The 23,044-nt window shown below is 70.6% G+C and carries 26 protein-coding genes; 12 read left to right on the top strand and 14 right to left on the bottom strand.

Annotated elements, in window-relative coordinates:
* Positions 1-48 precede the first annotated feature (48 nt).
* The 7 genes from HNR22_RS06785 to HNR22_RS06760 form a co-directional block, all read right to left on the bottom strand.
* Positions 49-564, bottom strand: a complete 516-nt coding sequence (locus HNR22_RS06785; RefSeq protein WP_343059707.1) for a Uma2 family endonuclease — start codon at positions 562-564, stop codon at positions 49-51.
* Between the two features lie 171 nt (positions 565-735).
* On the bottom strand, positions 736-933 hold the full coding sequence (locus tag HNR22_RS06780; RefSeq protein ID WP_179779596.1) for a DUF4926 domain-containing protein: 198 nt from the start codon (positions 931-933) through the stop codon (positions 736-738).
* A 1-nt stretch (position 934) separates the two neighbouring features.
* Positions 935-1,090, bottom strand: a complete 156-nt coding sequence (locus HNR22_RS31990; protein ID WP_425488094.1) for a DUF6883 domain-containing protein — start codon at positions 1,088-1,090, stop codon at positions 935-937.
* A 96-nt stretch (positions 1,091-1,186) separates the two neighbouring features.
* A complete protein-coding gene (locus HNR22_RS06775; RefSeq protein ID WP_179779595.1) occupies positions 1,187-1,471 on the bottom strand; it encodes a hypothetical protein in 285 nt (94 codons plus the stop codon).
* Complete coding sequence (locus HNR22_RS06770) at positions 1,471-2,616, bottom strand: WXG100 family type VII secretion target (protein ID WP_246380708.1); 1,146 nt, start codon at positions 2,614-2,616, stop codon at positions 1,471-1,473. The genes HNR22_RS06775 and HNR22_RS06770 overlap by 1 nt, the downstream gene beginning before the upstream one ends.
* A complete protein-coding gene (locus HNR22_RS06765; protein ID WP_179779594.1) occupies positions 2,613-2,957 on the bottom strand; it encodes a type VII secretion target in 345 nt (114 codons plus the stop codon). The genes HNR22_RS06770 and HNR22_RS06765 overlap by 4 nt, the downstream gene beginning before the upstream one ends.
* A complete protein-coding gene (locus HNR22_RS06760; RefSeq protein WP_179779593.1) occupies positions 2,944-3,342 on the bottom strand; it encodes a YbaB/EbfC family DNA-binding protein in 399 nt (132 codons plus the stop codon). The genes HNR22_RS06765 and HNR22_RS06760 overlap by 14 nt, the downstream gene beginning before the upstream one ends.
* Before the next feature lie 171 nt (positions 3,343-3,513).
* Here HNR22_RS06760 and HNR22_RS06755 point away from each other — a divergent pair, with 171 nt between their 5' ends.
* The 8 genes from HNR22_RS06755 (at position 3,514) to HNR22_RS06720 (ending at position 14,266) form a co-directional block, all read left to right on the top strand.
* Positions 3,514-5,448 (top strand): Na+/H+ antiporter NhaA, encoded by a 1,935-nt coding sequence (locus tag HNR22_RS06755; protein ID WP_179779592.1) that lies wholly within the window; start codon positions 3,514-3,516, stop codon positions 5,446-5,448.
* 163 nt (positions 5,449-5,611) lie between these two features.
* Positions 5,612-6,811 (top strand): MFS transporter, encoded by a 1,200-nt coding sequence (locus HNR22_RS06750; protein ID WP_179779591.1) that lies wholly within the window; start codon positions 5,612-5,614, stop codon positions 6,809-6,811.
* Between the two features lie 148 nt (positions 6,812-6,959).
* Positions 6,960-8,633, top strand: a complete 1,674-nt coding sequence (locus tag HNR22_RS06745; RefSeq protein ID WP_179779590.1) for an ABC transporter substrate-binding protein — start codon at positions 6,960-6,962, stop codon at positions 8,631-8,633.
* A gap of 6 nt (positions 8,634-8,639) precedes the next feature.
* Entirely contained in the window at positions 8,640-9,596 is a 957-nt protein-coding gene (locus HNR22_RS06740) for an ABC transporter permease subunit (protein WP_099854507.1), read from the top strand.
* Positions 9,593-10,477, top strand: a complete 885-nt coding sequence (locus HNR22_RS06735) for an ABC transporter permease (RefSeq protein WP_179779589.1) — start codon at positions 9,593-9,595, stop codon at positions 10,475-10,477. The genes HNR22_RS06740 and HNR22_RS06735 overlap by 4 nt, the downstream gene beginning before the upstream one ends.
* Positions 10,474-11,481, top strand: coding sequence for an ABC transporter ATP-binding protein (locus HNR22_RS06730; RefSeq protein ID WP_179779588.1), 1,008 nt, complete (start codon positions 10,474-10,476; stop codon positions 11,479-11,481). Before HNR22_RS06735 ends, HNR22_RS06730 begins: the two co-directional genes overlap by 4 nt.
* Positions 11,478-12,479: an ABC transporter ATP-binding protein gene (locus HNR22_RS06725; RefSeq protein WP_179779587.1), complete on the top strand. Its 1,002-nt coding sequence runs from the start codon at positions 11,478-11,480 to the stop codon at positions 12,477-12,479. Before HNR22_RS06730 ends, HNR22_RS06725 begins: the two co-directional genes overlap by 4 nt.
* Positions 12,476-14,266, top strand: a complete 1,791-nt coding sequence (locus tag HNR22_RS06720; RefSeq protein WP_179779586.1) for a gamma-glutamyltransferase family protein — start codon at positions 12,476-12,478, stop codon at positions 14,264-14,266. The genes HNR22_RS06725 and HNR22_RS06720 overlap by 4 nt, the downstream gene beginning before the upstream one ends.
* Here HNR22_RS06720 and HNR22_RS06715 read toward each other — a convergent pair.
* The gene (locus HNR22_RS06715; RefSeq protein WP_179779585.1) at positions 14,263-14,943 is read right to left on the bottom strand and encodes an FCD domain-containing protein; all 681 of its coding nucleotides are present in this window, start codon (positions 14,941-14,943) and stop codon (positions 14,263-14,265) included. The two genes, HNR22_RS06720 and HNR22_RS06715, sit on opposite strands and share 4 nt — an antisense overlap.
* A gap of 70 nt (positions 14,944-15,013) precedes the next feature.
* On the opposite strand from HNR22_RS06715, the gene HNR22_RS06710 reads away from it, so the two are divergent.
* On the top strand, positions 15,014-15,730 hold the full coding sequence (locus HNR22_RS06710) for a DUF1275 family protein (RefSeq protein ID WP_179779584.1): 717 nt from the start codon (positions 15,014-15,016) through the stop codon (positions 15,728-15,730).
* Between the two features lie 2 nt (positions 15,731-15,732).
* Here the strand turns inward: HNR22_RS06710 and HNR22_RS06705 are convergent, their stop codons facing one another.
* The 4 genes from HNR22_RS06705 to HNR22_RS06690 are packed head-to-tail and all read right to left on the bottom strand — an operon-like array spanning position 15,733 to position 18,975.
* Positions 15,733-16,359 carry a response regulator gene (locus tag HNR22_RS06705; RefSeq protein ID WP_179779583.1) on the bottom strand — a complete coding sequence of 209 codons (627 nt, stop codon included), beginning with the start codon at positions 16,357-16,359 and terminating at the stop codon, positions 15,733-15,735.
* The gene (locus HNR22_RS06700) at positions 16,356-17,594 is read right to left on the bottom strand and encodes a histidine kinase (protein WP_179779582.1); all 1,239 of its coding nucleotides are present in this window, start codon (positions 17,592-17,594) and stop codon (positions 16,356-16,358) included. The genes HNR22_RS06705 and HNR22_RS06700 overlap by 4 nt, the downstream gene beginning before the upstream one ends.
* A 5-nt stretch (positions 17,595-17,599) precedes the next feature.
* Positions 17,600-18,052, bottom strand: coding sequence for an ABA4-like family protein (locus tag HNR22_RS06695; RefSeq protein ID WP_179779581.1), 453 nt, complete (start codon positions 18,050-18,052; stop codon positions 17,600-17,602).
* A complete protein-coding gene (locus HNR22_RS06690) occupies positions 18,049-18,975 on the bottom strand; it encodes a hypothetical protein (protein WP_179779580.1) in 927 nt (308 codons plus the stop codon). The genes HNR22_RS06695 and HNR22_RS06690 overlap by 4 nt, the downstream gene beginning before the upstream one ends.
* Before the next feature lie 308 nt (positions 18,976-19,283).
* Here HNR22_RS06690 and HNR22_RS06685 point away from each other — a divergent pair, with 308 nt between their 5' ends.
* Positions 19,284-20,456 (top strand): lactonase family protein, encoded by a 1,173-nt coding sequence (locus tag HNR22_RS06685; RefSeq protein ID WP_179779579.1) that lies wholly within the window; start codon positions 19,284-19,286, stop codon positions 20,454-20,456.
* Positions 20,457-20,547: 91 nt separating this feature from the next.
* Here HNR22_RS06685 and HNR22_RS06680 read toward each other — a convergent pair whose 3' ends face one another.
* Positions 20,548-20,850, bottom strand: coding sequence for a helix-turn-helix transcriptional regulator (locus HNR22_RS06680; protein ID WP_179779578.1), 303 nt, complete (start codon positions 20,848-20,850; stop codon positions 20,548-20,550).
* Positions 20,851-20,912: 62 nt separating this feature from the next.
* On the opposite strand from HNR22_RS06680, the gene map reads away from it, so the two are divergent.
* Positions 20,913-21,686, top strand: a complete 774-nt coding sequence (map, locus tag HNR22_RS06675) for a type I methionyl aminopeptidase (RefSeq protein WP_179779577.1) — start codon at positions 20,913-20,915, stop codon at positions 21,684-21,686.
* Positions 21,687-21,694: 8 nt separating this feature from the next.
* Here the strand turns inward: map and HNR22_RS06670 are convergent, their stop codons facing one another.
* On the bottom strand, positions 21,695-22,039 hold the full coding sequence (locus tag HNR22_RS06670; RefSeq protein ID WP_179779576.1) for a DUF1330 domain-containing protein: 345 nt from the start codon (positions 22,037-22,039) through the stop codon (positions 21,695-21,697).
* 131 nt (positions 22,040-22,170) lie between these two features.
* Here HNR22_RS06670 and HNR22_RS06665 point away from each other — a divergent pair, with 131 nt between their 5' ends.
* Positions 22,171-22,980 (top strand): helix-turn-helix domain-containing protein, encoded by an 810-nt coding sequence (locus HNR22_RS06665; protein WP_179783440.1) that lies wholly within the window; start codon positions 22,171-22,173, stop codon positions 22,978-22,980.
* The last annotated feature ends 64 nt before the right edge of the window (positions 22,981-23,044 follow it).

Genomic DNA, 23,044 nt, shown 5'->3' with positions numbered 1-23,044 from the left:
GGCGTCACCTGAGTCGGTCGCGGCAGAATGAGCGAGGTCTGGGCCGCTTCAGCCGAGGCCGTGCTCGTCGGGTCGGGTGTTGAGGACCCAGGCGAGCGGCATGGTCGCACGGGCGACGTACTGGTCGCCCTCGAGACGGTGCATGGTGACGGTCTGCGCTGCGTCCTGGTCGACCACCCAGTATTGCGGGATGCTCGCGGCGGCGTACTCACTGCGCTTTGTCACTGTGTCGACACCCTCGGAGCCGGGTGAAACGATCTCGATAACAAGGACCACGTCGGCGACCGGCAGCCACACACCGTCGGCCTGAGCCTTGCTCCACACGACCAGGTCCGGGATGCGTCCGCCGACGCCGCCGTCACGGCCCGGTATGCGTAGCCCGACTGCCTGGGCGATGTGTTCCGCTGGGACACCGCCCTGAGCGAGCCACACCATGAGCCGGGTCGCGATGATCGCGTGGTTGTAGCCCGGCGGCGGCAGGATCGAGACGAGTCCCTCCGGGCTGATTTCGTACCGGTGGTTCTCGTCTGCGGCCATCATCGCCGTCAGGTCATCGAGCGTCACGACCGGGGGCATGTACCTGCCAACCGCCTCTCAGCTCATGGGCGCATCCTACCGGTTCGCAGCCCAGCGCCTGCGGTGATGGGACCGCACGGTGTGCCAGCGACTACCAGGATTGCTCGATCCAGGAATCTCGGATGCGTAGGTTGCGGCCACCAGCCCGCTGCCTCCGAACTACCTGTCGCGGTGCACTATGTGGTCTGTCCGGAGCGTGACCATGGCGACCGTACGGCCATCGGCGTCAGCGAACTCGACTTCGTACGCAGGCGGGGGGCCGTTGAAGACATGCACGACGGTTCCCGTTGCCCCCGCGAGCAGTTCTTCTCCCGGAATGGCTTCCCGGAGTTCAACCACGTCGTACAGCTCCAACATGTCAACCTTCCTTTGGCGGGAACGAGATGGTCACCATCCGAGGTGCAGATGCCCCGCTCTCCAGTATCCAGGCTGTGCGGACGGTGATCGTGCCATCGGGGCCGGTCAGGGGTAGGTCCACGTTCCACCGCTGGCCGAACTCGTCCGCCCTGCCGATCTTCTGCGACCTACCGCTGTGTGGCGGCCGGCGCTGCCTGTTCCACGACGGTCACGACGGCGCCTGCTCCCGCCGCCTACGCCGGTGAACGGGTTCTTACGTCACGAGGCGGTAGTCGGGGATGCCACGGTTGCGTTCCTCGGTCGGCTCGTCTGTCGATCGTGCGGTGACACCGACCGGAACAGGTGCCCGGGACACGTAAATCCCCTCCAGGCAGGTGTCGCACCAGAACGAGACATACCCGTACTCGGCAGCGGGCCGTGCCGTGAAGACGATCCGTAGGGTCCGGTGACCGCAGTTCGGGCAGGCAAGATCGGACGTCGCTGGCAGCGCGCGGTATACGACGTCGTATGCCGTCAACCACTCATCGAACGTGGCCATCAGTGCGCTCCTTCCGGCCTGACCGAGTGGTTGGTCCACCACTGTTCCTCATGGGCGTAGGCCCGATCCTCGAATGCGTCGATCTCATGACGGGTGGCCGGGTACGGGCGCCCCTGGCGGAGCTCGGCGACGTGGAACCGCTCGTGTTCGAGCGTACGGGCCAGGTCCTCCTCACTGCGGAAGGCTTCTCGACAGAGCATGACCGACTCGTCAGGCTTCGTCAGCCCGCACACACCAGAAACCCGATTGTTGATGATGAGCCGGATGTCGGAGATATCAATCCCGTACTTGGCGGCGAGGCTCGTCACCGCCTCCATCCTCATCGGCATTCGAGGACCAGCTCCGCGACCGCGAACCCGACTGAGGTCGCCCGGGTCTGCCCCGGAACGCTGGAGTCGACCCAGCGCCTGCTTGAGTTTGTCGATCAGGTCGCCGAGTCGGCGTACCTCCGGGATCAACCGCCGCAGGCTGGCCAAAAGCCCCCGCAACAGCCGCGCGATCCGCGCCGCCCACGACGCCACCAGGGTCGTGACCTGCTCCACGACCAGCGGTGCGGCCAGTCCGCCGGTGACGACAAGTTCGCCCGCGTACACGATGAGACGGGACACGCAGGTGGCGATGGCGTCGCGGACCAGGAGCCGGACGGCGGCCACGAGGCCGGCGGCGCCTTCGGTGATCGCGGCCATGGTGTCGGCGCCCCGGGCGAGGCCGGTGATGGCCTGTTGTTGTTCGGCGGCCCAGGCGCGGTAGGCGGGGCCGGCGCTGCCGCCCCATCCGGCGACGTCGGTGCGGACGGCGCGGGTCAGCGCACCGGCCTCGTCCCGGAGCGATGCGGCGACGTTGCGCCACGTCTGGGCGTGAGCGGTGATCTGCGCCGGGTCGCCGGCGAGCCAGTCCAGTGCCTCGCTGAGCGGCTTGACGTGCTCGATGAGCCAGGCGATCCCGTACTGGAGCAGGGCGCCGACCGGGTCGGAGACGAAGGCGAGGGCGTCCAGGCCGGCGCTCACCACGCCGAGGCTGCCGTCGATCCAACTGCCGTTGCGTACGCCCTGGGCGATGAGTTCGATGTCCTCGCAGATCCAGATGCCCGCCCATGCGCTGGGTGGAGTGTCCGCTGCGGCGGCGACGAGCGGGTTGGACGTCACCGGTGCCGCCGCACCTCATCGAGGTGCTGCTGCCGTACCCCGTCGAGCAGTTGCTTCGCGTGGGCGTCGGAGGTTCGGTAGCGGTCCGCTGCGACCAGCAGCTTGCCGGCGGTGTCCCGCACCGACGTGGCGGCGGCGCCGATGCCGTCGACCAGGGTCCGCTGGAGGCCGTCGAGCAGTGTCGGCATCAGCGCGCAGAGCTGGCCGTACGCGTCGGTGCCCAACCGGACGTGTTGGCCTGCCTGTTGGGCGGTGTCGAGGCTGCCGGCGCAGCGGTCGAGGCGAGCGGCGTGGGCGGTCAGGTCGTCCGGGTCGACGTGGATGCCGTCACCGGTCGGCATCGCTCGAACCCTGGTCACCAGCCAGCCGGCTGCGGTACGAGTCGATGATGGCCTGGGCGCTCGCGTCGTCGCCGAGGAACTCCACTGTCAGTTCGCGGACCTGGCGTAGCAGGTCGGTGCGTGCGGCTCGGGTGGTCTCCAGGATCTGCTGGGCGGTGCGCGCCGCGGGTTGCTGTCGGATGCGTTCGTCGAGCCGCAGGCCGATCAGCAGGCCGGAGCATTCGACGGTGACGTCGATCGTCCGGTCGTTGTTGTGGGCGGTGCCGGTCAGCTCCTGCATCCTCGCCGAGAGCGTCTTCGCGCGTGCCGCCCGTTCGGCGAGCGACGACTCCCACTCGTCGAGCCGGCGTCCGGCCGCGCCGAGCGCAGCGTCGTCCGCCCACATGTTGACCCTCCCCAGGGGACCACCGCCGACGGCAGCCGGCGGGATCACCCGCACGTTACCAACTGGTGGCGCTCCGTGTATGCCCCGCGCCCGACCCGGTGCTCGTATCGGCTGGTCGCCATGTGCCCCAATCCGGACCACGCGACGATGAGGTCAACGAAGATTGTCTCCGTGACGAGCGACAACCCGCACCGGGGATGGACCAGCCGAACCGCCTGGGAGGGTCGGTTCAACGCTCCGCTGCGCTCGTTCCTGCGCACCGAGACCGGCGGCGCCCGGGTGGTGCTGGTCGCCGCGGCGGCGGCGCTCGTGTGGGCCAACCTGCACGTGTCGTCCTACGAGTCGGTGTGGGGCACCTCGCTCTCGGTTCGGCTCGGCGACTGGTCCCTGTCACACGACCTGCGTACGTGGGTCAACAGCGGGCTCATGACGTTCTTCTTCCTGGTCGCGGGGCTGGAGCTGCGCCGGGAGTTCGACATCGGCGAGCTGCGGGAGCGGCGTCGACTGGCGTTGCCGATGCTGGCCGGGTTCGGTGGGATGCTCCTGCCGATCGCGATCTATCTCGCGTTCAACGTCGGGCAGACCACCGCCGCGGGCTGGGGCGCGGTGATGGCCACGGACACGGCCCTCGCGCTCGGCGCGCTGGCCGTCTTCGGGCCGCGCTTCTCGGATCGGCTGCGGGGATTCCTGTTGACCGTCGCCGTCGTCGATGACGTGGTCGCGATCGCGGTGCTGGCAATCGCGTACCCACATCATCCCTCGCCGATGGCGCTGCTCGTCGCGGTGGGGATCTTCGGCGTCGTCCTGCTCGTCCGGGCCCTGGGTGTGCGGTTCGGGCCGGTATACGCGCTGCTGGGGGTGGCGGCCTGGGTCGCGGTCTCGGAGTCCGGTGTCGACCCGGTCGTGGTGGGTCTGGTGATGGGGCTGCTGACCTACGCCTACGCTCCCGGGCGCGACGACCTGCAGCGGGCGAGCGACCAGTTCCGCCTCTTCCGGGAACAGCCCACCCCGCAGCTGGCCCGGATGGCCCGGGCCGGGCTCACCTCTGCGTTGTCGCCGAACGAGCGGCTCCAGACCATCTACCACCCGTGGGCGAGCTACCTGGTCGTGCCGCTCTTCGCGCTGGCCAACACCGGAATCGTGATCGACGGCGACCTTCTCGCCAGGGCCGTGGTCTCCCCGGTCACGCTCGGCGTCGTGGTCGCCTACGTCGTCGGCAAGCCGGCCGGGATCGTGGCTGTCTCCTGGCTGGTGGCCCGACTCAGCGGCAACCGGTTCCGACCACCGGTCGGCTGGGTCGCCGTCGTGGGGGTCGGCACGGTCTCCGGCATCGGGTTCACCGTCGCGCTCCTCATCGCCACCCACGCCCTCAGCGGCCCCGCCCTGGACGAGGCGAAGCTCGGCATCCTCGTCGCGACACTGGGGGCGTCCCTCGTCACCTGGCTGGTGTTCCGCTCGGTCGGGCGACTGTCGCCGGCACGGCGGGCGCGCGCGCTGCTCGGTGTCACCGAGGGGATCGTCGACCTGATGCTGCCGGTCGACCCGGAGCGCGACCACATGCGCGGGTCGCTCGACGCGCCGGTGACCGTCGTGGAGTACGGCGACTTCGAGTGCCCCTACTGCGGGCAGGCCGAGCCGGTGGTCCGGGAACTGCTCGCCGACTTCGCCAACGTCCGGTACGTCTGGCGGCACCTGCCGCTCACCGACGTCCACCCGCAGGCCCAAATCGCCGCCGAGGCTGCCGAGGCGGCGGGCGAGCAGGGGGCGTTCTGGGAGATGCACGACCTGCTGCTCGCGCACCAGGACGCCCTCGACCCCGACGACGTGCTGGGCTATGCCGAACAGCTCGGCCTGGACATCGACCAGTTCCGGGAGCACATGGTCAAGCGGATGGGTGTCGACCGGGTCGCCGAGGACGTCGAATCCGCCGACCTCAGCGGTGTCACCGGCACCCCGACCTTCTTCATCAACGGCCGGCGGCACTACGGCGCGTACGACATCACGGCACTCTCGGCGGCGGTGAAGTCGGCGTTCGCCAGCGCGAAGCTGCGTCCCGAGTACCGACCCCGGGAGCCCGGGCCTCCCGAGGGTGGACCGGCGAGCTGACGGAGGCCGAGACGGGGGAGTGTTGGTCGGTGCTTTGGAGCTGAATCGTTTGCGACATCAGCTCCAAAGGCAGCGCACCAACCCTCCTGCCGCGCCGCCACCTGATGCGGGCGTTTAGGGCCGATACCGCACCTCCGCCAAGGTCAAGACCCATGCTGTACGAGTGACACGCTCCGGTTCCACGTCCGGCGCGGTACGGGTCGCGTTCGCCTTCTGGATCACGCTCGTGGGCACCACCGTGCCGACCCCGCTCTACCCGCTCTACGAGATGGAGTTCGGCTTCTCGTCGTTGACGGTGACCGTGGTCTACGCGTTGTACGCGTTGGGCGTGGTCGTCGGGCTGCTGGTCTTCGGGCGGCTCTCCGACCAGATCGGCCGACGCCCGGTCATCCTCGCCGCGCTGCTGCTCTCCGTCGCCGCGGACGCTGTCTTCCTGTTCGCCGTGGACCTGGCGATGATCATCGTCGGTCGGATCCTCGCCGGTCTGTCCGCAGCGCTGATCATCGGTGCGGCGACCGCGGCCTTGGCGGAGTTGATCGACCGGCGGCATCCGAAACGAGCCGCCACTGTGTCGATCTTCGCGAACCTGGGTGGTCTCGCCACCGGCACCCTGCTGGCCGGGATCGTGTCGGACGTGGCGCCCGACCCGCTCCGGCTGCCCTGGGTCATCGTGCTGATCCTGGCGGTGCTGGCGATCATCGCGTTGCGGGGCGTGCCGGAGACGGTGCGCGAGCGTTCACCGGTGACCCTGCGGGTGCAACGGTTGTACGTGCCCGCGACCATTCGCGGCGCCTTCGTCCGCTCGGCGATCACCGCCGGTGCGGGCTTCGCCGCGCTCGGGGTGCTCACGTCGGTGAGTGGGCTCTTCCTCGGCATGGTCCTGCACGAGACCTCGCACACCCTGGCCGCGCTGGTGGTCTTCGTGGCCTTCGCCGGTGCCGCGTTCGGTCAGCTGCTGACCCGCGTGCTGTCCTCGCGCGCCGCGTTGGCCAGCGCCTGCGTCGGCCTGATCGTGGGGGCCGGCCTGCTCGCGTTCAGCATGTGGATGGCGCTGCTGGCGACGCTGCTCGTCAGTGCGGCGCTGATCGGGGTGGCGTCCGGGGTGGCGGTCGGCGACGGCATCGCGACGATCACCATGAAGACCGAGCCGCAGCACCAGGCCGAGGCGGTGTCGACGTTCTTCGCCATCCTGTTCGCCATGCTCGGCGTGCCCGCGGTAGGGGTCGGTCTGCTCATCCAGACGATCGGTCTGCGCCCCGCCGGCGAGGTCTTCAGCGCGGTGGTGGCGGTGCTCGCGGTCGTCGTCCTGCTCAGCCTCCTGCGGCGTGACGCGGCCCCGCCCGCGGCCCGGTCCGCGCCCTGAGCTGACGACGGGAGGCCGGCGGCTGGCCGCCCGGTCGGCAGGAGATGCCAGCGGTCTTCTGGGCTGCCGAAAGCCAATTCACGGAGGTCTTGCGGCGGTCATCGTATACAACATACGCTCCCCGAATCGCCCACCCGAGGAGCTCTCCATGACGAACCTCTCCGCCAGCGAAACGCGCCTGCCCCGCCGCCGCGTGCTCCGGGCCGCAGTGGCGGCGGCCGCCGCTGTCTGCACGATCGTTGCCTGCTCACCGGTGTCGAACAGCGGCGGCGACACGTCCGGCGACAACCAGTCGGCCGGCCAGGATTCCTTCGGCACGCCGGCAGACCCCGCCGCCGTGAAGCAGGGCGGCAAGTTGGAAATCGCCCTCTCCGCAGAGCCCGACGCGCTGGACCCGACACTGTCGAGAAGCCTCTACTCCCGCTACGTCTTCCAGGCGATGTGCCAGAAGCTCTACGACGTCGACGAGAAGGCGCAGGTCGTACCGCAGCTCGCGACCGCGCTGCCCACCACGAGCGGCGACGGCCGGACGGTGACCATCCCGCTGCGCCCGGGCGTGCGCTTCGCGGACGGGACGCCGTTCGACTCGGCCGCGGTGAAGGCCACAGTGCAACGCCACCTCACCAACGCCCGGTCGGCGCGCAAGAGCGAACTCGGGCCCATCGACGGCGTCGACACCCCGGACGCGCAGACCGTCGTCCTTCGACTGAAGCAGCCGTTCGCGCCGCTGCTCGGTGCCCTCGCCGACCGGGCCGGCATGATCATGAGTCCCAAGGCGTTGCAGAGCCTGGGTGACGACTTCGCCTCCGCGCCGGTCTGCGTCGGCCCCTTCAAGTTCGCCAAGCGGGTGCCACAGAACTCGATCGAGGTGGTGAAGGACCCGAACTACTACGACGCGAGCAAGGTGCACCTCGACACCATCTCGTGGCGAATCCTCACCGACGCGAGCATCCGCGCCGCCAACCTGCGCTCCAGCGACGTGCAGGTCGCCGACAGCGTCTCCACCCAGGACTTCGCCGCCCTGCGCCAGGACGCCGCGGTCTCGGTCCTGCAGTCGCAGTCCCTCGGCTACCAGGGTCTGACGATCAACATCGGTAACGTCGACGGCATCGGCACCGCGCCCAAGCCCATCAACCGTCCGCTCGCGCAGAACGCCAAGGTACGGCAGGCCTTCGAACACGCAATCGACCGCAAGGCCCTGGTCGACGCGGTGTTCAACGGTCTGCACGCCGTCGCCTGCTCACCGATCTCGCCCGCGAGCGCGTTCTCGTCGGCGGAGGCGCAGACCTGCCCGGCGCACGACCCCGCCAAGGCCAAGCAGTTGCTGGCGGAGGCGGGTGTGCAGACGCCGTACACGGTGACGATGCTGGCCTCGAACACACCCGACACGCTGCGTCTCGCGCAGGCGCTCCAGTCGATGGTCAAGGACGGCGGGTTCGACCTGAAGATCAACCCGGTGGAATACTCGTCGCTCCTCGACGAGCAGGACCGCGGCAACTTCGAGCTGTTGCAGCTCGGCTGGAGCGGGCGGATCGACCCGGACGCCAACATCACGAACTTCGTCGGCACCAAGGCGAGCCAGAACGTCGCCGGCTACAGCAACCCGCAGCTCGACACCCTGCTGACCCAGGCCCGTCAGGCCGGCGACGTCGAGGAGCGTAAGAAGCTGTACGGGCAGGCGGTCACCCTGCTCCAGCAGGACGACGCCCTGATCTACCTCTACCGGCAGCGCAACCTGACCGCCGTGAGCAAGCAGCTCCAAGGCTTGCAGGTCTTCCCGGACGGTGTGCTCCGGGCGGCCTTCGCCGGCTTCGCCAAGTAGGTCACAGTGGCCCGCTACCTGCTCACCCGCGCCTGGCAGTCGGCGTTGACCCTGCTGTTGTCGACGATCGTGGTCTTCGTCGGCGTGCGGGCCCTGCCCGGTGACCCGGCCCTCGCGCTGGCCGGGGAGGACCGCTCGCCGGAGGCGCTGGAGGCCATCCGCCGGCACTACGGGTTGGACCAGCCGCTGCCGGTCCAGTTCGCGCAGTACGTGGAGCGCATGGCGCAGGGCGACTTCGGGGTGTCGATCCGCACCGGTACGCCGGTGTCGTCGATGCTCACGACCGCCCTGCCGGTGACCGTCGAACTGTCCGTCCTGGCGATCCTCATCGCCTCGGCGCTCGGGGTCGGCGCGGGAGTGCTCGCGGCGGTGCGTCGCGGGCGGCCCGCGGAGTGGCTCGCCAACGGCCTGGCCCTGGTGGGCCTCTCGGTGCCGCACTTCTGGCTCGGGCTGCTCGCGATCCTCTACCTGTCCGTGGCGACCGGGCTGTTCCCCGCCTCCGGCTTCGTGCCGATCCTGGAGGATCCCGTGGACAACCTGCACCACATCGTCCTGCCGGCGGTGATCCTCGGCACCGGCCTCGCCGCCATCATCATGCGGCAGACCCGGTCGGCGATGCTGGACTCGCTCTCCTCCGACTACGTGCGCACGGCCAAGGCGAAGGGTCTGCGACCGCGCGCCGTCATCACCCGGCACGCACTGCGCAACAGCCTCATCGTGGTGGTCACCGTCGTGGGTCTCCAGCTCGGTGGCCTGATCTCGGGCGCGGTCGTCACCGAGCAGATCTTCGGGCTGCCGGGCTTCGGCAAGATGACCATCGACGCGGTGTTCCAACGGGACTACCCGGTGATCCAGGCCGTCGTCCTGCTCACCGCGACGGCCTACATCGTGATCAACTTCTTGGTCGACCTGCTCTACTCGGTCATCGACCCCCGCATCCGGGTGACGGGAGATCCGGCATGACCGTCCTCACCGTACCGATGGCGGAGACCTCGGTCAGCGTCACCCGGCGCGCACGGGTGCTGCGACGGTTGCGCCGCAACCCACTCGCCGTGGTGAGCTTCGTCGTGCTCGCGCTGGCGGCGGCCACCGCGCTGCTCTCGCCGTGGATCGCGCCCTACTCCGTCGACCAGACCGACTTCGCCCGTACGTTCGCACCGCCCGGCACCTCCGGACACGTGCTCGGCACCGACGATCTCGGCCGGGACGTCCTCTCCCGCATCATGCTCGGTGCGCGGGCGTCGTTGCAGGTGGGGCTCCTGGCGGTGGCCACCTCCCTGGTCATCGGGGTGCCACTGGGGCTCGCGGCCGGTTACTTCCGGGCCTGGGACGCGGTGATCTCGCGTTTCACCGACCTGTTGCTCGCGTTCCCGTTCCTGATCATGGCGGTGGGGCTGGCGGCCATTCGGGGCGCCAGCCTCGGCAACGCGGCGGTGGCCATCGGCATCGCCCAGATCCCCGGGGTGATCCGGGTCGTCCGCTCGGACACGCTGCGCCTCAAGTCGCTGGACTTCGTCGCGGCGGCCGTGGTCGACGGGGCGAGCGACCTGTGGGTGCTGGCCCGGCACATCCTGCCGAACGCGACGTCGGTGATCCTGGTGCAGGCCACCGTCGCGATCCCGGCCGCGATCCTCGGCGAGGCGGTGCTGTCCTTCCTCGGCCTCGGCATCCAACCCCCGGCACCCAGCCTGGGCACCATGCTGGCCAATGCCCAGCAGTTCGCCGCCCGGGCACCGTGGGCCGCCGTCCTTCCCGGTGTCGTGATCATGGGCTTGGCGCTGGCCTTCAATGTCTTCGGTGACGCCCTCCGCGACGCCCTCGATCCGAAGGGAGACCGGCGATGACCACGGCGACCGTGCCGGTGCTGGAGATCCGCGACCTCTCGGTGTCGTTCCCCACCGAGACCGGCACCGTCTCGGCGGTGGACGGGGTCAGCCTTGACCTCGCACCCGGGGAGATCGTCGGAATGGTCGGCGAGTCGGGGTGCGGCAAGAGCGTCACCGCGATGAGCATCGCCGGCCTGCTGCCCGGCAGCGCCCGGATCACCGGCTCCGTACGCCTCGACGGCGCCGAACTGGTCGGCGCCCGCGAGTCGGCCCTTCGTCGGGTACGTGGCCAGGAGATCGCCTACATCTTCCAGGAGCCGATGACGTCCTTGAACCCGGTGCTCACCGTCGGGCGGCAGATCGCGGAGGTGCTCCAGGTCCACGAACGGATGCCCCGACGAGCCGCGCGGGCCCGCGCCGTCGAGCTGCTGACGCTGGTCGGGATCCCGTCCGCTGCCCAGCGGGTCGACACCTACCCGCACCAGCTCTCCGGGGGCATGCGTCAGCGCGTGATGATCGCGATGGCGGTGGCCTGCGGCCCGAAGGTGCTGGTGGCCGACGAGCCGACCACGGCGTTGGACGTCACCGTCCAGGCCGGCATCCTCCAGGTGCTGCGGGACCTGCGCGACCGGCTCGGCACGAGCATCCTCATCATCACCCACGACCTCGGCGTGATCGCCGACATCGCCGACCGCGTCGTCGTCATGTACGCGGGACGGGTGGTGGAGCGGGCACCGGTCGACGACCTGTTCGCACACCCCAGGCACCGCTACACGGCCGGGCTCCTGTCGGCGTCACCGCAGCCGGGCCGGCACGCCGGCACGGACCGGTTGACCGAGATCCCCGGGCTGGTGCCCGTCCTGTCGACCCAACCCGACTCGTGCACCTTCGCGGACCGGTGCCCGGCCGCCGACGCGACGTGCCGCGACTCCGCCCCGCCGTTGGAGGGCGTCGGTGGCACGGACCACGTGGCGGCCTGCTGGCATCCCTGCTCGACGGCACCCCAGGAGGCGACCCGATGACGCCGCAGCCCAACGCTTTGGAGATCGAGGACCTGGTGATGCACTTCGGCCCGGTCCGCGCCGTGGACGGGGTGTCCCTGACGATCCCGAGAGGCCGGGTCACCGCCCTGGTGGGGGAGAGCGGTTCCGGGAAGTCGACGGTGGGTCGATGCGTGGTGCGGCTCGTCGAGCCGACCGCCGGCACGGTCCGGATCGCCGGAATGGACGTCACCCACTTGTCCCGACGGCGACTGCGTCCCCATCGCGGCGCGGTGTCGATCGTCTTCCAGGACCCGGCCGGGTCACTGGACCCCCGCATGCTGGTGGGCGACATCGTGGCCGAGCCGCTGCGGCTGGCCGGCAAACGGATCTCCCGGCGGGACCGGGACGCCCGCGTCGCCCCCCAACTCGAACGGGTGGGCCTGCGCGCCGAGGTGGCACGCCGCTATCCGCACGAGCTGTCCGGCGGGCAACGCCAACGGGTCAGCATCGCCCGAGCACTGATCTCCGAGCCCATGCTGCTCATCGCCGACGAACCCACCAGCGCACTCGACGTCTCCGTGCAGGCGTCGGTGCTCAACCTCCTCGCCGACCTGCAACGCGACATCGGGTTCGCCTGCCTCTTCATCACCCACGACCTGTCCGCGGTCGAGTACCTGGCCGACGACATCGCCGTCATGTACCTGGGTCAACTCGTCGAGCAGGGCAGCCGCGAGCGGATCTTCGCCCGGCCCGCCCACCCGTACACGCAGGCGCTGCTGTCCGCCGCGCCGGTGGCGGACCCGGTGCGCCAACGCGAGCGTCAGCCGGTGCTGCTCGGCGACGACCTGCCGTCCGCGCTCGACCCGCCGTCCGGCTGCCGGTTCCGGACCCGGTGCCCGCTCGCGTTCGACCGGTGCGCGACGGAGGTGCCGGCGCAGAGGGCCATCGGCGACGGCATGGCCGCGTGCCACCTGGTCCTGCCGGACGGCACCGGTCCCGACGTTCGCACCGCAGATCCCAGTGAGGTGTTGTCATGACGTTCACCACCCGACCCACGCTCCAGGGCACCTTCGGCATGGTGTCCTCGACGCACTGGCTCGCCAGCCAGGCGGCGATGGGCATCCTCGAACGCGGGGGGAACGCCTTCGACGCCGCGGTCACCGCCGGGTTCGTCCTGCACGTCGTCGAGCCGCACCTGAACGGGCCGGGCGGCGAGGTACCGGCCATCGTGGCTACCGCGGCGGACCCGAGGCCGAAGGTGCTGTGCGGTCAGGGGCCGGCGCCGGCCGGTGCCACCATCGCGCATTTCCGGTCCCTCGGCATGGACCTCATCCCGGGGGCCGGGCCGCTCGCGGCGGCCGTGCCGGGCGCGGTGGACGCCTGGCTCCTGCTGCTGCGCGAGCACGGCACGCTCACCCTCGCCGAGGTGCTGGAGCCGGCGATCGGCTACGCCGGCGCCGGACACCCGCTGGTGGGCCGGGTCGGCGACACCGTGGCGGCCGTGCGGTCGCTGTTCGAGGAACACTGGCCCACCTCCGCCGCGCTCTGGCTGCGCGGCGGCCGGCCACCCGCCGCCGGGGAGATGGTCACCAACCCGGCGTACGCGGACACCCTGCGCAGGCTGGTCGAGGCGGGCCAGGCGGCCGGCGCGGACCGGGAGGCGCAGATCGAGGCGGCGCGTCGCGCCTGGAGTACGGGCTTCGTCGCCGAGGCGATCGACGCGTTCAGCCGCCAGCCGTTCCAGGACTCCAGCGGTCGGCCGAACGCCGGGTTGATCACCGGTGACGACCTGGCCGCGTACTCGGCGACCTGGGAGGCGCCCGCCACCCTCGACTGGCACGGCTACTCGGTGGCGAAAACGGGTTTCTGGGGCCAGGGCCCGGTCCTGCTGGAGTCACTGGCCACCCTCGACGCGCTCGAGGACCCCACCGCGTACGACCCGGGGACCGCCCATGGTGTGCACGCCCAGGTCGAGGCGCTCAAGCTCGCCTTCGCCGACCGGGAGGCCTGGTACGGCGACGACGTCGAGGTGCCCGCCAAGGCGCTGCTCTCCCGGGAGTACGCGCGGGAGCGGGCGGCCCTGATCGGTGACCGCGCGTCGGCGCAGTTGCGGCCGGGGCGTCCCGACGGGGCGCTGCCACGGCTGGCGGCCCACGTCCGACCCGGCGCCGCCCGGCGTACCGACCCGACGGATGCGACGACGGGGGAGCCGACAGTGCAGTCGGACGGCGTGACCCGTGGCGACACCTGCCACGTGGACGTGGTCGACCGGTGGGGCAACATGATCTCCGCAACGCCCAGTGGTGGCTGGTTGCAGAGTTCGCCGACCATCCCGGAACTCGGCTTCCCGCTGGGCAGCCGCTTGCAGATGTTCTGGCTGGAGGAGGGGCTGGCCTCGTCGTTGGCCCCCGGCCGCCGGCCGCGTACGACGCTGAGCCCGACGATGGTGCACCGCGACGGGGAACCGGTGCTGGCCTGCGGGACACCCGGCGGCGACCAGCAGGACCAGTGGCAGTTGCCGTTCCTGCTGCGGCACCTCGTCGGCGGCCAGTCCCTTCAGGAGGCCATCGACGCGCCGGCGTGGCACACGCTCAGCCTGCCGGGGTCGTTCTACCCACGGAGCATGGAGCCCGGCGTCCTGGTGGTGGAGGACCGGTTCGACGACGAGGTGCTGGCCGCCCTGTGGACGTACGGGCACGAGGTGCGGGTCACCGACGGGTGGAGCCTCGGTCGGCTCTGCGCGGTGAGCCGCGACCCGGCGACGGGCGTGCTCTCCGCCGGTGCGAACCCCCGGGGGATGCAGGGCTACGCGTGCGGGCGTTAGCGGGCGCCGTAGCCACCTTCGGCGTTCTCGTGGGCCGCTGCGGACGCCGCGTCGAGATGGTCGAGCGCGGCCCGCTCGGCGCGGTCGCCGTCGCCTGACTCGATGGCGTCGACGAGCTGGATGTGCTCGGCCCACGAGTGTGGCGCGCGTTCGGCCGCCCCGAGCCGGAAGACCCACTGGACATGGAGGTAGAGCGACTTGGCGATCGACGACAGCCAGGGGTTTCCGCTGACCTGGAGGATGCGCAGGTGCAGGGTGCTGTTCAGCTCGGCCACCCGGGCCAGGTCCTGCCGCTGCGTCGCCTCGCGTCCCTCGTCCAGCAGGGCACGCAGGGCCACCACGTCCGCGGCGGTCGCCCGCTCGGCGGCCAGCCGGGCGGCCAGCGTCTCCAGGCGTACGCGGACGGCGAACATGTCGGCGATGGTGCCGCTGCTCGGTGAGGCGACGACCGCTCCCCGGCGGGGGAGGATCACGACGAAGCCTTCCGCCTCGGCGACGCGCAGGGCCTCCCGGACGGGGTTGCGGGAGACGCCGAAGTCTTCCGCCAGCCGGTCCTCGGTGAGCCGTTCACCGGGCAGGTAGTTGCCGTCGATGATGGCGGTGCGCAGGGCGGCGAGAACCTGATCGCGTAGCGGCAGGTGTTGCGCGCCGAGCTTGTCCCGCAGATCTTCAGCCACCTGGTCGCCTCTCCGTGAACACATCCGGACAAAGTGTATACGAAGAACAATCCTTGGAGGGTGGCCGACCGTGTCGAGCACAGTGCCCAGCGTCATCCAGCCCCGCCCCGCGGCTCAGCAGGACCCGCGCCTCCTGCGTCGACGGCACGCGCTCGTCGTCGTGCTCACCTTCCTGACCGGTTGCGCCGACGCCATCGGGTTCCTCTCCCTCGGCGGCGCCTTCGCCAGCGTCATGACCGGCAACATGGTCCTGCTCGGACTCTCGGCGGGCCGAGGTGACGCCGAGCTGGCCCTGACGTCCGGCTGCGCCATTGTCAGCTTCATCGTCGGTGTCCTCGCCGGTGCCCGCGTCGTCGGCTCGGCACGACCGGGCGACCCGGTCTGGCCCCGGCGGGTCACCTGGGCGCTCGTCCTGGAGCTGCTGGTGTTCGTCGTGTTCCTCGTCGTCTGGGAGGTCACGCTGCACGCCCCCGACGCGCGTGTCCACCTCGCGCTGCTCATGCTGTCGGCGGTCGCGCTGGGCGTGCAGAGCAGTGCCATCCAACGGTTCGGCGTGCCCGGCCTGTCGTCGACGTACCTGACCGGCACCCTCACCAGCCTGATCGCCGGCGTCGCCGCGCGCAGCCCGTGGGGCAGCCTGCGCCCCAAGGCCCAGGTCTTGCTGGCCCTCATGGTCGGCGCCGCCGTCGGCGCACTGGTCGCCCTGCACCTGCCGGTCGTCGCCCCGGCGTTGCTGATCGTGCCGCTGGTGCTCGTCATCGGCGTGTCCGCGCGGATGCGGGCCTGACGTCAGACGCCCCGGGCGAACAGGGCCAGACGGACCCGGTTGGGACTGTCGGTCTTGGTCATCAGGCTGGTGATGTGGGTCTTGACCGTGGTGACGCCGATGTGGAGGCGGTCCCCGATCTCGGTGTTCGACAGGCCGTCGGCGACCAGGTTCAGCACCTCCTGCTCGCGGGCGGTCAGGCCCTGCACCGACCGTGGTGTCTCAGGACGGGCGTGCACCGCGCGCTGCACGAGACGTCGCAGCACCTCCGGGCTGAACGGGCTGTCACCGACGGCGGCCCGGCGGATGCCGTCCAGCAGCTCGGTCGGGGGCGCGTCCTTGAGCAGGAACCCGCAGGCGCCCGCGGTCAGGGCGGGATAGAGGTGGTCGTCGTCGCCGAACGTGGTCAGCACCAGGATGCGGGCGGCGGGGCGCTCGGCGAGGATCCGGCTGGTCGCGGTGATCCCGTCGACGCCCGGCATGCGCAGGTCCATCACGACGACGTCGGGAAGGAACCGGGCGGCGAGCGCGACCGCCTCCCGGCCGTTGTCTGCCTCCCCGACGACCTCGATGTCGGGTTGGGCCGCACAGAGCATCCGCAACCCGGCCCGGATGAGGTGCTGGTCGTCGACCAGCAGCACCCGGATCACGCCGGCTCCGGCGTGCGGGACGCGGCCGGAGCCGTACGCTCGCGGGGCACCGCCCCGGCGGACGCGGCCGCCGCGGCCGGGAGGACGGTACGCACCCGCCACCCGGTGTCGGTCGGGCCCGTCTCCAGCCGGCCGCCGAGGACCTCGACACGCTCGCGCATCCCGGTGATGCCGTGCCCGCCGCCGGCCGGCACAACCGCCGGCACCCCGCCGCGCCCGGTGTCGGCGACCTCCCAGTGCACCGCGCCGTCGCGAACGGCGACGACGAGCCGCGCCACCGCTGACGTCCCGGCGTGTTTGGCCACGTTGGTCAGCGCCTCCTGGGTCAGTCGCAGCACCGCCATACCGCGTACCGCGTCGAGTGAACCGATCGCCGGGTCGAGATCGGCCTCCACAGTCACACCCGCCTGCCGGGCCCGGTCGATGGAGGCGCCGAGCGCCGCCGGCAGCGCGGCGGGCTCGATCGCGGTCAGCGCCGCATCGCCGCGTACCCCGTCGGGGTTTCGCAGCACCGCGACCAGCCGGCGCAGCTCGGCGAGGGCCGCGGTGCCGGTGCCGTGCACGTCGTCGAAGACCTCGCCCACCCGGGGGTCCAGGTCGGTGAGCACGTGCCGGGCGACACCGACCCGCAGGACCATCGACGCCACGTGGTGCGCGACGACGTCGTGCAGCTCGCGGGCGATGGCACTGCGCTCGTCGGCGCGTGCCGCGCGGCTCTCCGACTCGTGCTGGCGTTGCTCGGCAAGGGCCCGTTCCAACGCCTGCCGACTCAGTTCCCGGTTGGCGCGGATGACGAGGCCGAGCAGCACCGGCACGCCGACCTCCACGGCGAGCCCGACGACTCCGGAGGCGAACCGGCGTGGCGGGTCGCCGATCGAGTCGGTCAGGTCCACCACCACCAGCAGCGCCGCGGCCAGCCAGATGGCCCGGGAGCCGCGCGCCCGCATGGTCATCTCGAACAACGCCCAACTGGCGCCGACCTGGTTGATGGTGAAGTCGTCGATCAGGCTGATGGCGACCGCCAGCAGGGCGGCCTGCGCCACCATGTTGACGACCGGTCGGCGGTGCGCCGCCAGCGCCACTGTGAACGCCGGCACCGCGAGAATCCACTGTGTCGTCGTGGGCGTGCCGGTGGAGTGCGGGACGACAAGCAGGTAGCACAGCCCGGTGAGGTCGAGCAGCATCATCCGCACGAGCGTGTCCCGCAGGTCGAACAGTCGCCCCAGCCAGCTCACGACGGTCAGCCTAGGCGCTGCGGGCCGGTGGCGGCGATCGTCGGTCGCCGCCACCGGGTCCGGACCGCGAGGTAGGCGGCCAAGCCGAGCGGTCCGAGCAGGATGGTCAGCAGCAGCACCGGAGCCATCACCAGCGCCGGCACCCCCCGTTCCCTGCCGTCCAACCACGCCCACCGCCCGACGAACAGGTCGAACGCGATCATGTGCGCCCAACCCGCCGCCGCCCCGGCGGACGTGCCGAGCAGGTCGCGAACTCCGGTCAGGGTCGGCGACGCCACCGCCGGCAGCACGTCACCGAAGGTCGACAGCACCAGCAGCGCGTAGATCAACACGACCGGCAGCACGATCAGCGGCGAGCCGATGATCCGGGCCGTCCACGACCAGCGCGGCAGCAGGATCATCAGCGCCCAGAACGGCGCGGCCACCGCGAAGGTCAGGGAGAACAACGCCTCGGTCATGCCGCCAGCGCCAGTTCCGGTCGGCGACGGCGCGCCAGCACGAGCCCGCCGGTGGTCGCGGTCGCGACCACCAGGGCAGCGACCGCGGCGAGGGTGAGGCCGTCCGGCCGCAGCAGCGGCTGCCCGCGCAGCGCCTGCCAGGTCAACAGCACAGTGAGGACGCCGTACGCCGCGCCCGCCACGACCAGCAACCGGGCACGGGTGCGCTCGTCCAAGCGCGTGGCGAACCGGCTCAGCAGGATCGCCAGGATCGGCAGGGCCTGCAGGGCGTGCAGCCCCACGAAGTGCCCGATCCGCAGGTCACCGCCCGTGGTGCTCCAGCCGACAACCGGCAGACCCGCCCCACCGTCGACCACGCCGACGCTGTGCGCCCCGGAGATACCGTCGATTCCCGGCTCCTGCATGGGGAGCACCATCGGCACCGCCGCGAGCATGCCGAGCAGCGACAGGCCGAGCCCCCACCCGACGGCCGTCGCGGCGGCCCGGTCCGGGATCCGCCGGATGAGCACCACGATGCCGACCACGAGGTGCGCGAGGAACAGCACCATGATCGCCGCGCCCATCACCGAGAACAGTGCGCTGTTCAGGGCGGAGGTGCCGTTGAAGTGGCTGGTCTGCCCACGTACCACCTGACCGACGATCACCACCATCTCGACCAGCGACATCGCGACGATGACTGTGGCGGCCCACTCGGCGGCTCGACTGCGTCGCGGCAGCAGGGTGAGCATCCAGGCGAGAGTCGCGCCGTACAGCACGAAGGACACCGCGAACTTGAACGGTTTGAGCCAGATCGGCGCGCCGACCAGGACGCGTGGGTCGACGAGAACGCCGACCGCGCAGACGACGGCGAGCACCGCCATCGCGTACACGAAGAACATCAGTGGGCGGTGCCAGCGTGCCGCCCGGCGCAGGTCGATAGTCATGTCTGTAGATGGTCGCGGTCGTGCCCGCCGGTCGCGTCCGACCGCTGGCCCCGGTCGCGGCCGCCGGTCGGAGCGGGACCTCCCCCCTGGGTAGGAGGCCACGTGGTCAGGCCGCAGTCTGCCGCCGGGTTCCTGCCGGGACGAGCCGTTTCGTCATACGGCACAGTCGCCCAGCGGTCCCCTCATTCGACGGAAAGGCGCAAAATTACCGCTTTAGGGTAAGCGAGGCAATCTCCCGTAGCTTCTCCGATTGCTTCGAAGGAGAGGAAAACTCGTATTCCTCCCTTCGGGTGCATAAGGAGTCAGTGATGAAGCTCAGCATCGCGCTCGCGGCAGCCCTCCTGGCGGGTCTGACCAGCGTCGGTTCGATCCCCGGGACCGCCTTCGCCGACGGCGGTGGCCCCGGGTACCACGACGACCGCAAGGGAGGTGATCACCAGTACGGCGAGGAGGGCGCGGTCTTCGTCCAGACCAACAAGGCCGAGGGCAACACCGTCAAGGTGTACGACCGCGACGAGGACGGCCGTCTCACCAAGGCGGGGGAGTACGAGACCGGCGGCCTGGGCGGGTTCACCATCGGCGCGCCGTTGGACGCGCTGGCCTCGCAGGGGTCTCTGACCTACCACAAGGGGCTGCTCTTCACCGTCAACGCCGGCAGCAACACGGTCACCGTCTTCGGCGTCGAGGGCACCAAGCTGCACAAGCTCCAGGTCATCTGGTCCGGAGGTCTGCTGCCCGTCAGCATCGCGGCCCGGGGCGACCTGGTCTACGTGCTCAACGCCGGTGGCGAGGGGTCGGTGCAGGGCTTCGAGCTGCACAAGGGACGTCTGTCCCGGATCGAGGACGCCAACCGCTCACTCGGGCTGCACAACGGCAACCCGCCCGCGTTCGGCACCGCGCCCGCACAGGTCAAGATCGACCCGGACAGCGAGTTCGTCCTGGTGTCGACCAAGGCCGCCAACGTCATGTTCAGCTACGAGATCGGTCGCCACGGCGAGTTGGCCCGCAACCCGGTCATCAGCGACGCGGGCAACACCCCGTTCGGCTTCACCTTCGACACTGACGACACGCTGCTGGTCACCGAGTCCGGGGCGAACGCGGTCAGCCGGTTCGAGCTGGAGGAGGACGGCGCGCTGGACCAGATCGGGCCGTCGGTGCCCAACGGCCAGCAGGCGACGTGCTGGATCCAGCGCGTCGGCGACTACTTCTACGTCGCCAACGCCGGCACCTCCACCATCAGCTCCTACCGGGTCAACGACCACGGCAAGCTCGAACTCGTCGAGGCCGTCGCCGCGGACACCGGCGGCGGGTCGATCGACATGACCACCAGCGACGGCTTCCTGTACGTGCAGAATGCCACCGCCGGCAACGTGCAGGGCTACGAGGTGCACGAGGACGGCTCGCTGAAGCTCGTCACCACCGTCGAGGGTCTGCCGAAGTTCACCGACGGCATCGGCATGGAGGGCATCGCGGCCTCCTGAACGCGTCACCCGCTGGTCCCGGTCGTTCATCGACCGGGACCAGCTCCTTGTGCTGCACGGCATGTCGGGGGAGGCGCGACGGAGTCGGCCCTTACGAGGCCAGTCGCTCGACCGTGTCACGACGTGGTCCTGACAGCCCGGCCCCCTCGTCGGTGTGGTTGATCTCCGACCACACCGCGTCCAGGGAGAGGCCGAGGACGTCGGCGATCGCGGCGATGGTCGGGAAGGCGGGAGTTGCTATGCGACCGGACTCGATCTTCCGGAGCGTCTCCGGTGAGACACCCGCGTCCAGCGCGGTGAGGAGCATCGAGCGCTCCCCGCGGGCTCGACGCAGGAGGGCGCCGAGGCGCTGTCCGCGTTCGACCTCGGCAGGAGTGAGCGGCAACCTGACCATGACCCGATTCTAGTACCGGGATAATATGGCCGGGATACTTATTGGTGTGAGGAAGGCCCCGCATGATCGAGATCCTGAGCCCCACCGACCTGCCGCGCGCCCGGGACACCGGCGCGCTGGTAGCCGGCATCCTGCAGACGTTGAAGGGCCGCAGCGTGGTCGGCACGAACCTGCTGGAGATCGACGCGTGGGCGCAAAGCATGATCATCGAAGCCGGTGCGCAGTCCTGCTACGTCGACTATGAGCCGTCCTTCGGGCGCGGCCCGTTCGGCCACTACATCTGCACCTCGGTCAACGATGCCGTGCTGCACGGGCTGCCGCACGACTACACCCTCGCCGACGGCGACCTGCTCTCGCTCGACCTCGCCGTCTCCCTGGGCGGAGTCGTCGCCGACTCCGCCATCAGCTTCATCGTGGGCGAGGCCCAACCGCCGGAGAGCGTCGCGCTGATCGACGCCACCCAACGCGCGTTGAGCGCCGGCATCGCCGCCGCCGGTCCCGGCGTCCGCGTCGGTGACATCTCCCACGCCATCGGCTCGGTCCTCGGCGCGGCGGGATACTCGATCAACACCGAGTTCGGTGGCCACGGCGTCGGCTCGACGATGCACCAGGACCCGCACGTGTCCAACACCGGACGGCCCGGCCGCGGCTACCGCCTGCGCCCCGGTCTGCTGCTGGCCCTGGAGCCGTGGGTCATGGCGGACACCGCCACGCTCGTCACCGACCCGGACGGCTGGACCCTGCGCAGCGTGACCGGCTGCCGGACGGCGCACAGCGAGCACACGATCGCCATCACCGAGGACGGCGTCGAGGTGCTCACCCTGCCGAGGTCCTGACCCCGTCGTCAGTGACCACCGGCCCGGCGGATCGCGGCAGCCATCGCCGACGAGTCGTGGTCGGCGTCAACTCCCTCGACGAGGATCACCTCGCCCGCGAGGTGCCTCGTCCGCAAGGGCTTGATCTCCTGGTACGCGCTGGAGCGGTACCAGGAGCGTGCCCCGCTCAGGTCCGGAAACTCGATGACGACCAGGTCGCCCGGCCAGTCGCCCTCCAGCACCTCGACGGGCGCACCGTGGACGATGAACCGGCCACCGAAGGGCAGGAGGGTGGCCTGGATACGCTCCAGGTATTCCAGCACCTCGGCATGCAGGGGTGCCTTACGCAGATGAGCAAGCGCGTACGCGGTCATGACTCTCCATTCGTCTTCGGTCGGGTCGTCGCCCGCATTCGATGATCGCGAGCGCCGGTACGAGTTGTCGATTACGTGGCAGGTAAAGCGGCGTACACAGGCGGGGTCACTAGGGTCGGGGTGTGACGACCATGGTCAGGCCGGGGCGACCGCTGGGGGAACTCCTGCGCGAGTGGCGCCGAACTCGCGGAATGAGTCAACTCGACCTGTCGATCGAGGCGGGGGTGTCGGCCCGTCATCTGAGCTTCGTGGAGACCGGGCGATCCCGGCCGAGCCCGGAACTGATCCTGCGGCTGGCGGAGCAGCTCGACATTCCGCTGGCAGAACGCAACACCATGCTGCTCGCCGGCGGATACGCCCCCGCCTACCCCAGCCACCAGCTGACCGACCCGGAACTGGCCCCGCTGCGGGCAGCGATACGGCAGATCCTCGACGGACACAGCCCGTACCCCGCAGCGCTCGTCGACCGACATTGGCACCTCGTCGAGGCCAACCCCGCAGTGGCCCTGTTCACTGCCGGCGCCGACCCCCACCTACTTGCCCCGCCGATCAACGTGCTGCGGCTCACCCTGCACCCCGGCGGTATGGCCCCGCGAATCGTCAACCTCTCCCAGTGGCGGGGCCACCTGCTTGGACGGTTGCGCCAGCAGACCCTGGCAACCAACGACGCCGCCCTGTCCGACCTGCTCGAGGAGCTTCGTGGCTATCCCGGCGGTGACGATGTCGCGGCACCGGAGGGCGACGACCTGTCCCATGTCGTCATCCCACTTCGGTACCGCCACGGTGACCGGGAGCTGTCCTTCGTCAGCACGACCACCCTCTTCGGCACTCCGCTGGACGTCACCGTCTCCGGGCTGGCCGTCGAGGCGTTCTTCCCGGCCGACCCGGTGACCACCGCCACGCTCCACGCCCTCGGCACGTCCGCGGCCGACGTGACCTGACCTGAACACCCGTCGTCGCGTCCGGGGCGTCGTCGGCTGCGACGGCTGCACTCACTGCGACGAC

Source organism: Micromonospora jinlongensis (assembly GCF_013410645.1).
GTDB lineage: Bacteria > Actinomycetota > Actinomycetes > Mycobacteriales > Micromonosporaceae > Micromonospora > Micromonospora zamorensis.
This window is presented reverse-complemented; position numbering and strand designations above follow the sequence as displayed.

Coding starts and splice junctions, on each gene's coding strand:
- HNR22_RS06780 (WP_179779596.1), bottom strand. CDS start 933: ATGTTGGAGCTGTACGACGTGGTTGAACTCCGGGAAGCCATTCCGGGA.
- HNR22_RS06765 (WP_179779594.1), bottom strand. CDS start 2,957: ATGCCGACCGGTGACGGCATCCACGTCGACCCGGACGACCTGACCGCC.
- HNR22_RS06685 (WP_179779579.1), top strand. CDS start 19,284: ATGAAGCTCAGCATCGCGCTCGCGGCAGCCCTCCTGGCGGGTCTGACC.
- HNR22_RS06730 (WP_179779588.1), top strand. CDS start 10,474: ATGACCACGGCGACCGTGCCGGTGCTGGAGATCCGCGACCTCTCGGTG.
- HNR22_RS06680 (WP_179779578.1), bottom strand. CDS start 20,850: ATGGTCAGGTTGCCGCTCACTCCTGCCGAGGTCGAACGCGGACAGCGC.
- HNR22_RS06760 (WP_179779593.1), bottom strand. CDS start 3,342: ATGTGGGCGGACGACGCTGCGCTCGGCGCGGCCGGACGCCGGCTCGAC.
- HNR22_RS06725 (WP_179779587.1), top strand. CDS start 11,478: ATGACGCCGCAGCCCAACGCTTTGGAGATCGAGGACCTGGTGATGCAC.
- HNR22_RS06670 (WP_179779576.1), bottom strand. CDS start 22,039: ATGACCGCGTACGCGCTTGCTCATCTGCGTAAGGCACCCCTGCATGCC.
- HNR22_RS06775 (WP_179779595.1), bottom strand. CDS start 1,471: ATGGCCACGTTCGATGAGTGGTTGACGGCATACGACGTCGTATACCGC.
- HNR22_RS06665 (WP_179783440.1), top strand. CDS start 22,171: ATGGTCAGGCCGGGGCGACCGCTGGGGGAACTCCTGCGCGAGTGGCGC.
- HNR22_RS06695 (WP_179779581.1), bottom strand. CDS start 18,052: ATGACCGAGGCGTTGTTCTCCCTGACCTTCGCGGTGGCCGCGCCGTTC.
- HNR22_RS06690 (WP_179779580.1), bottom strand. CDS start 18,975: ATGACTATCGACCTGCGCCGGGCGGCACGCTGGCACCGCCCACTGATG.
- HNR22_RS06745 (WP_179779590.1), top strand. CDS start 6,960: ATGACGAACCTCTCCGCCAGCGAAACGCGCCTGCCCCGCCGCCGCGTG.
- map (WP_179779577.1), top strand. CDS start 20,913: ATGATCGAGATCCTGAGCCCCACCGACCTGCCGCGCGCCCGGGACACC.
- HNR22_RS06720 (WP_179779586.1), top strand. CDS start 12,476: ATGACGTTCACCACCCGACCCACGCTCCAGGGCACCTTCGGCATGGTG.
- HNR22_RS06735 (WP_179779589.1), top strand. CDS start 9,593: ATGACCGTCCTCACCGTACCGATGGCGGAGACCTCGGTCAGCGTCACC.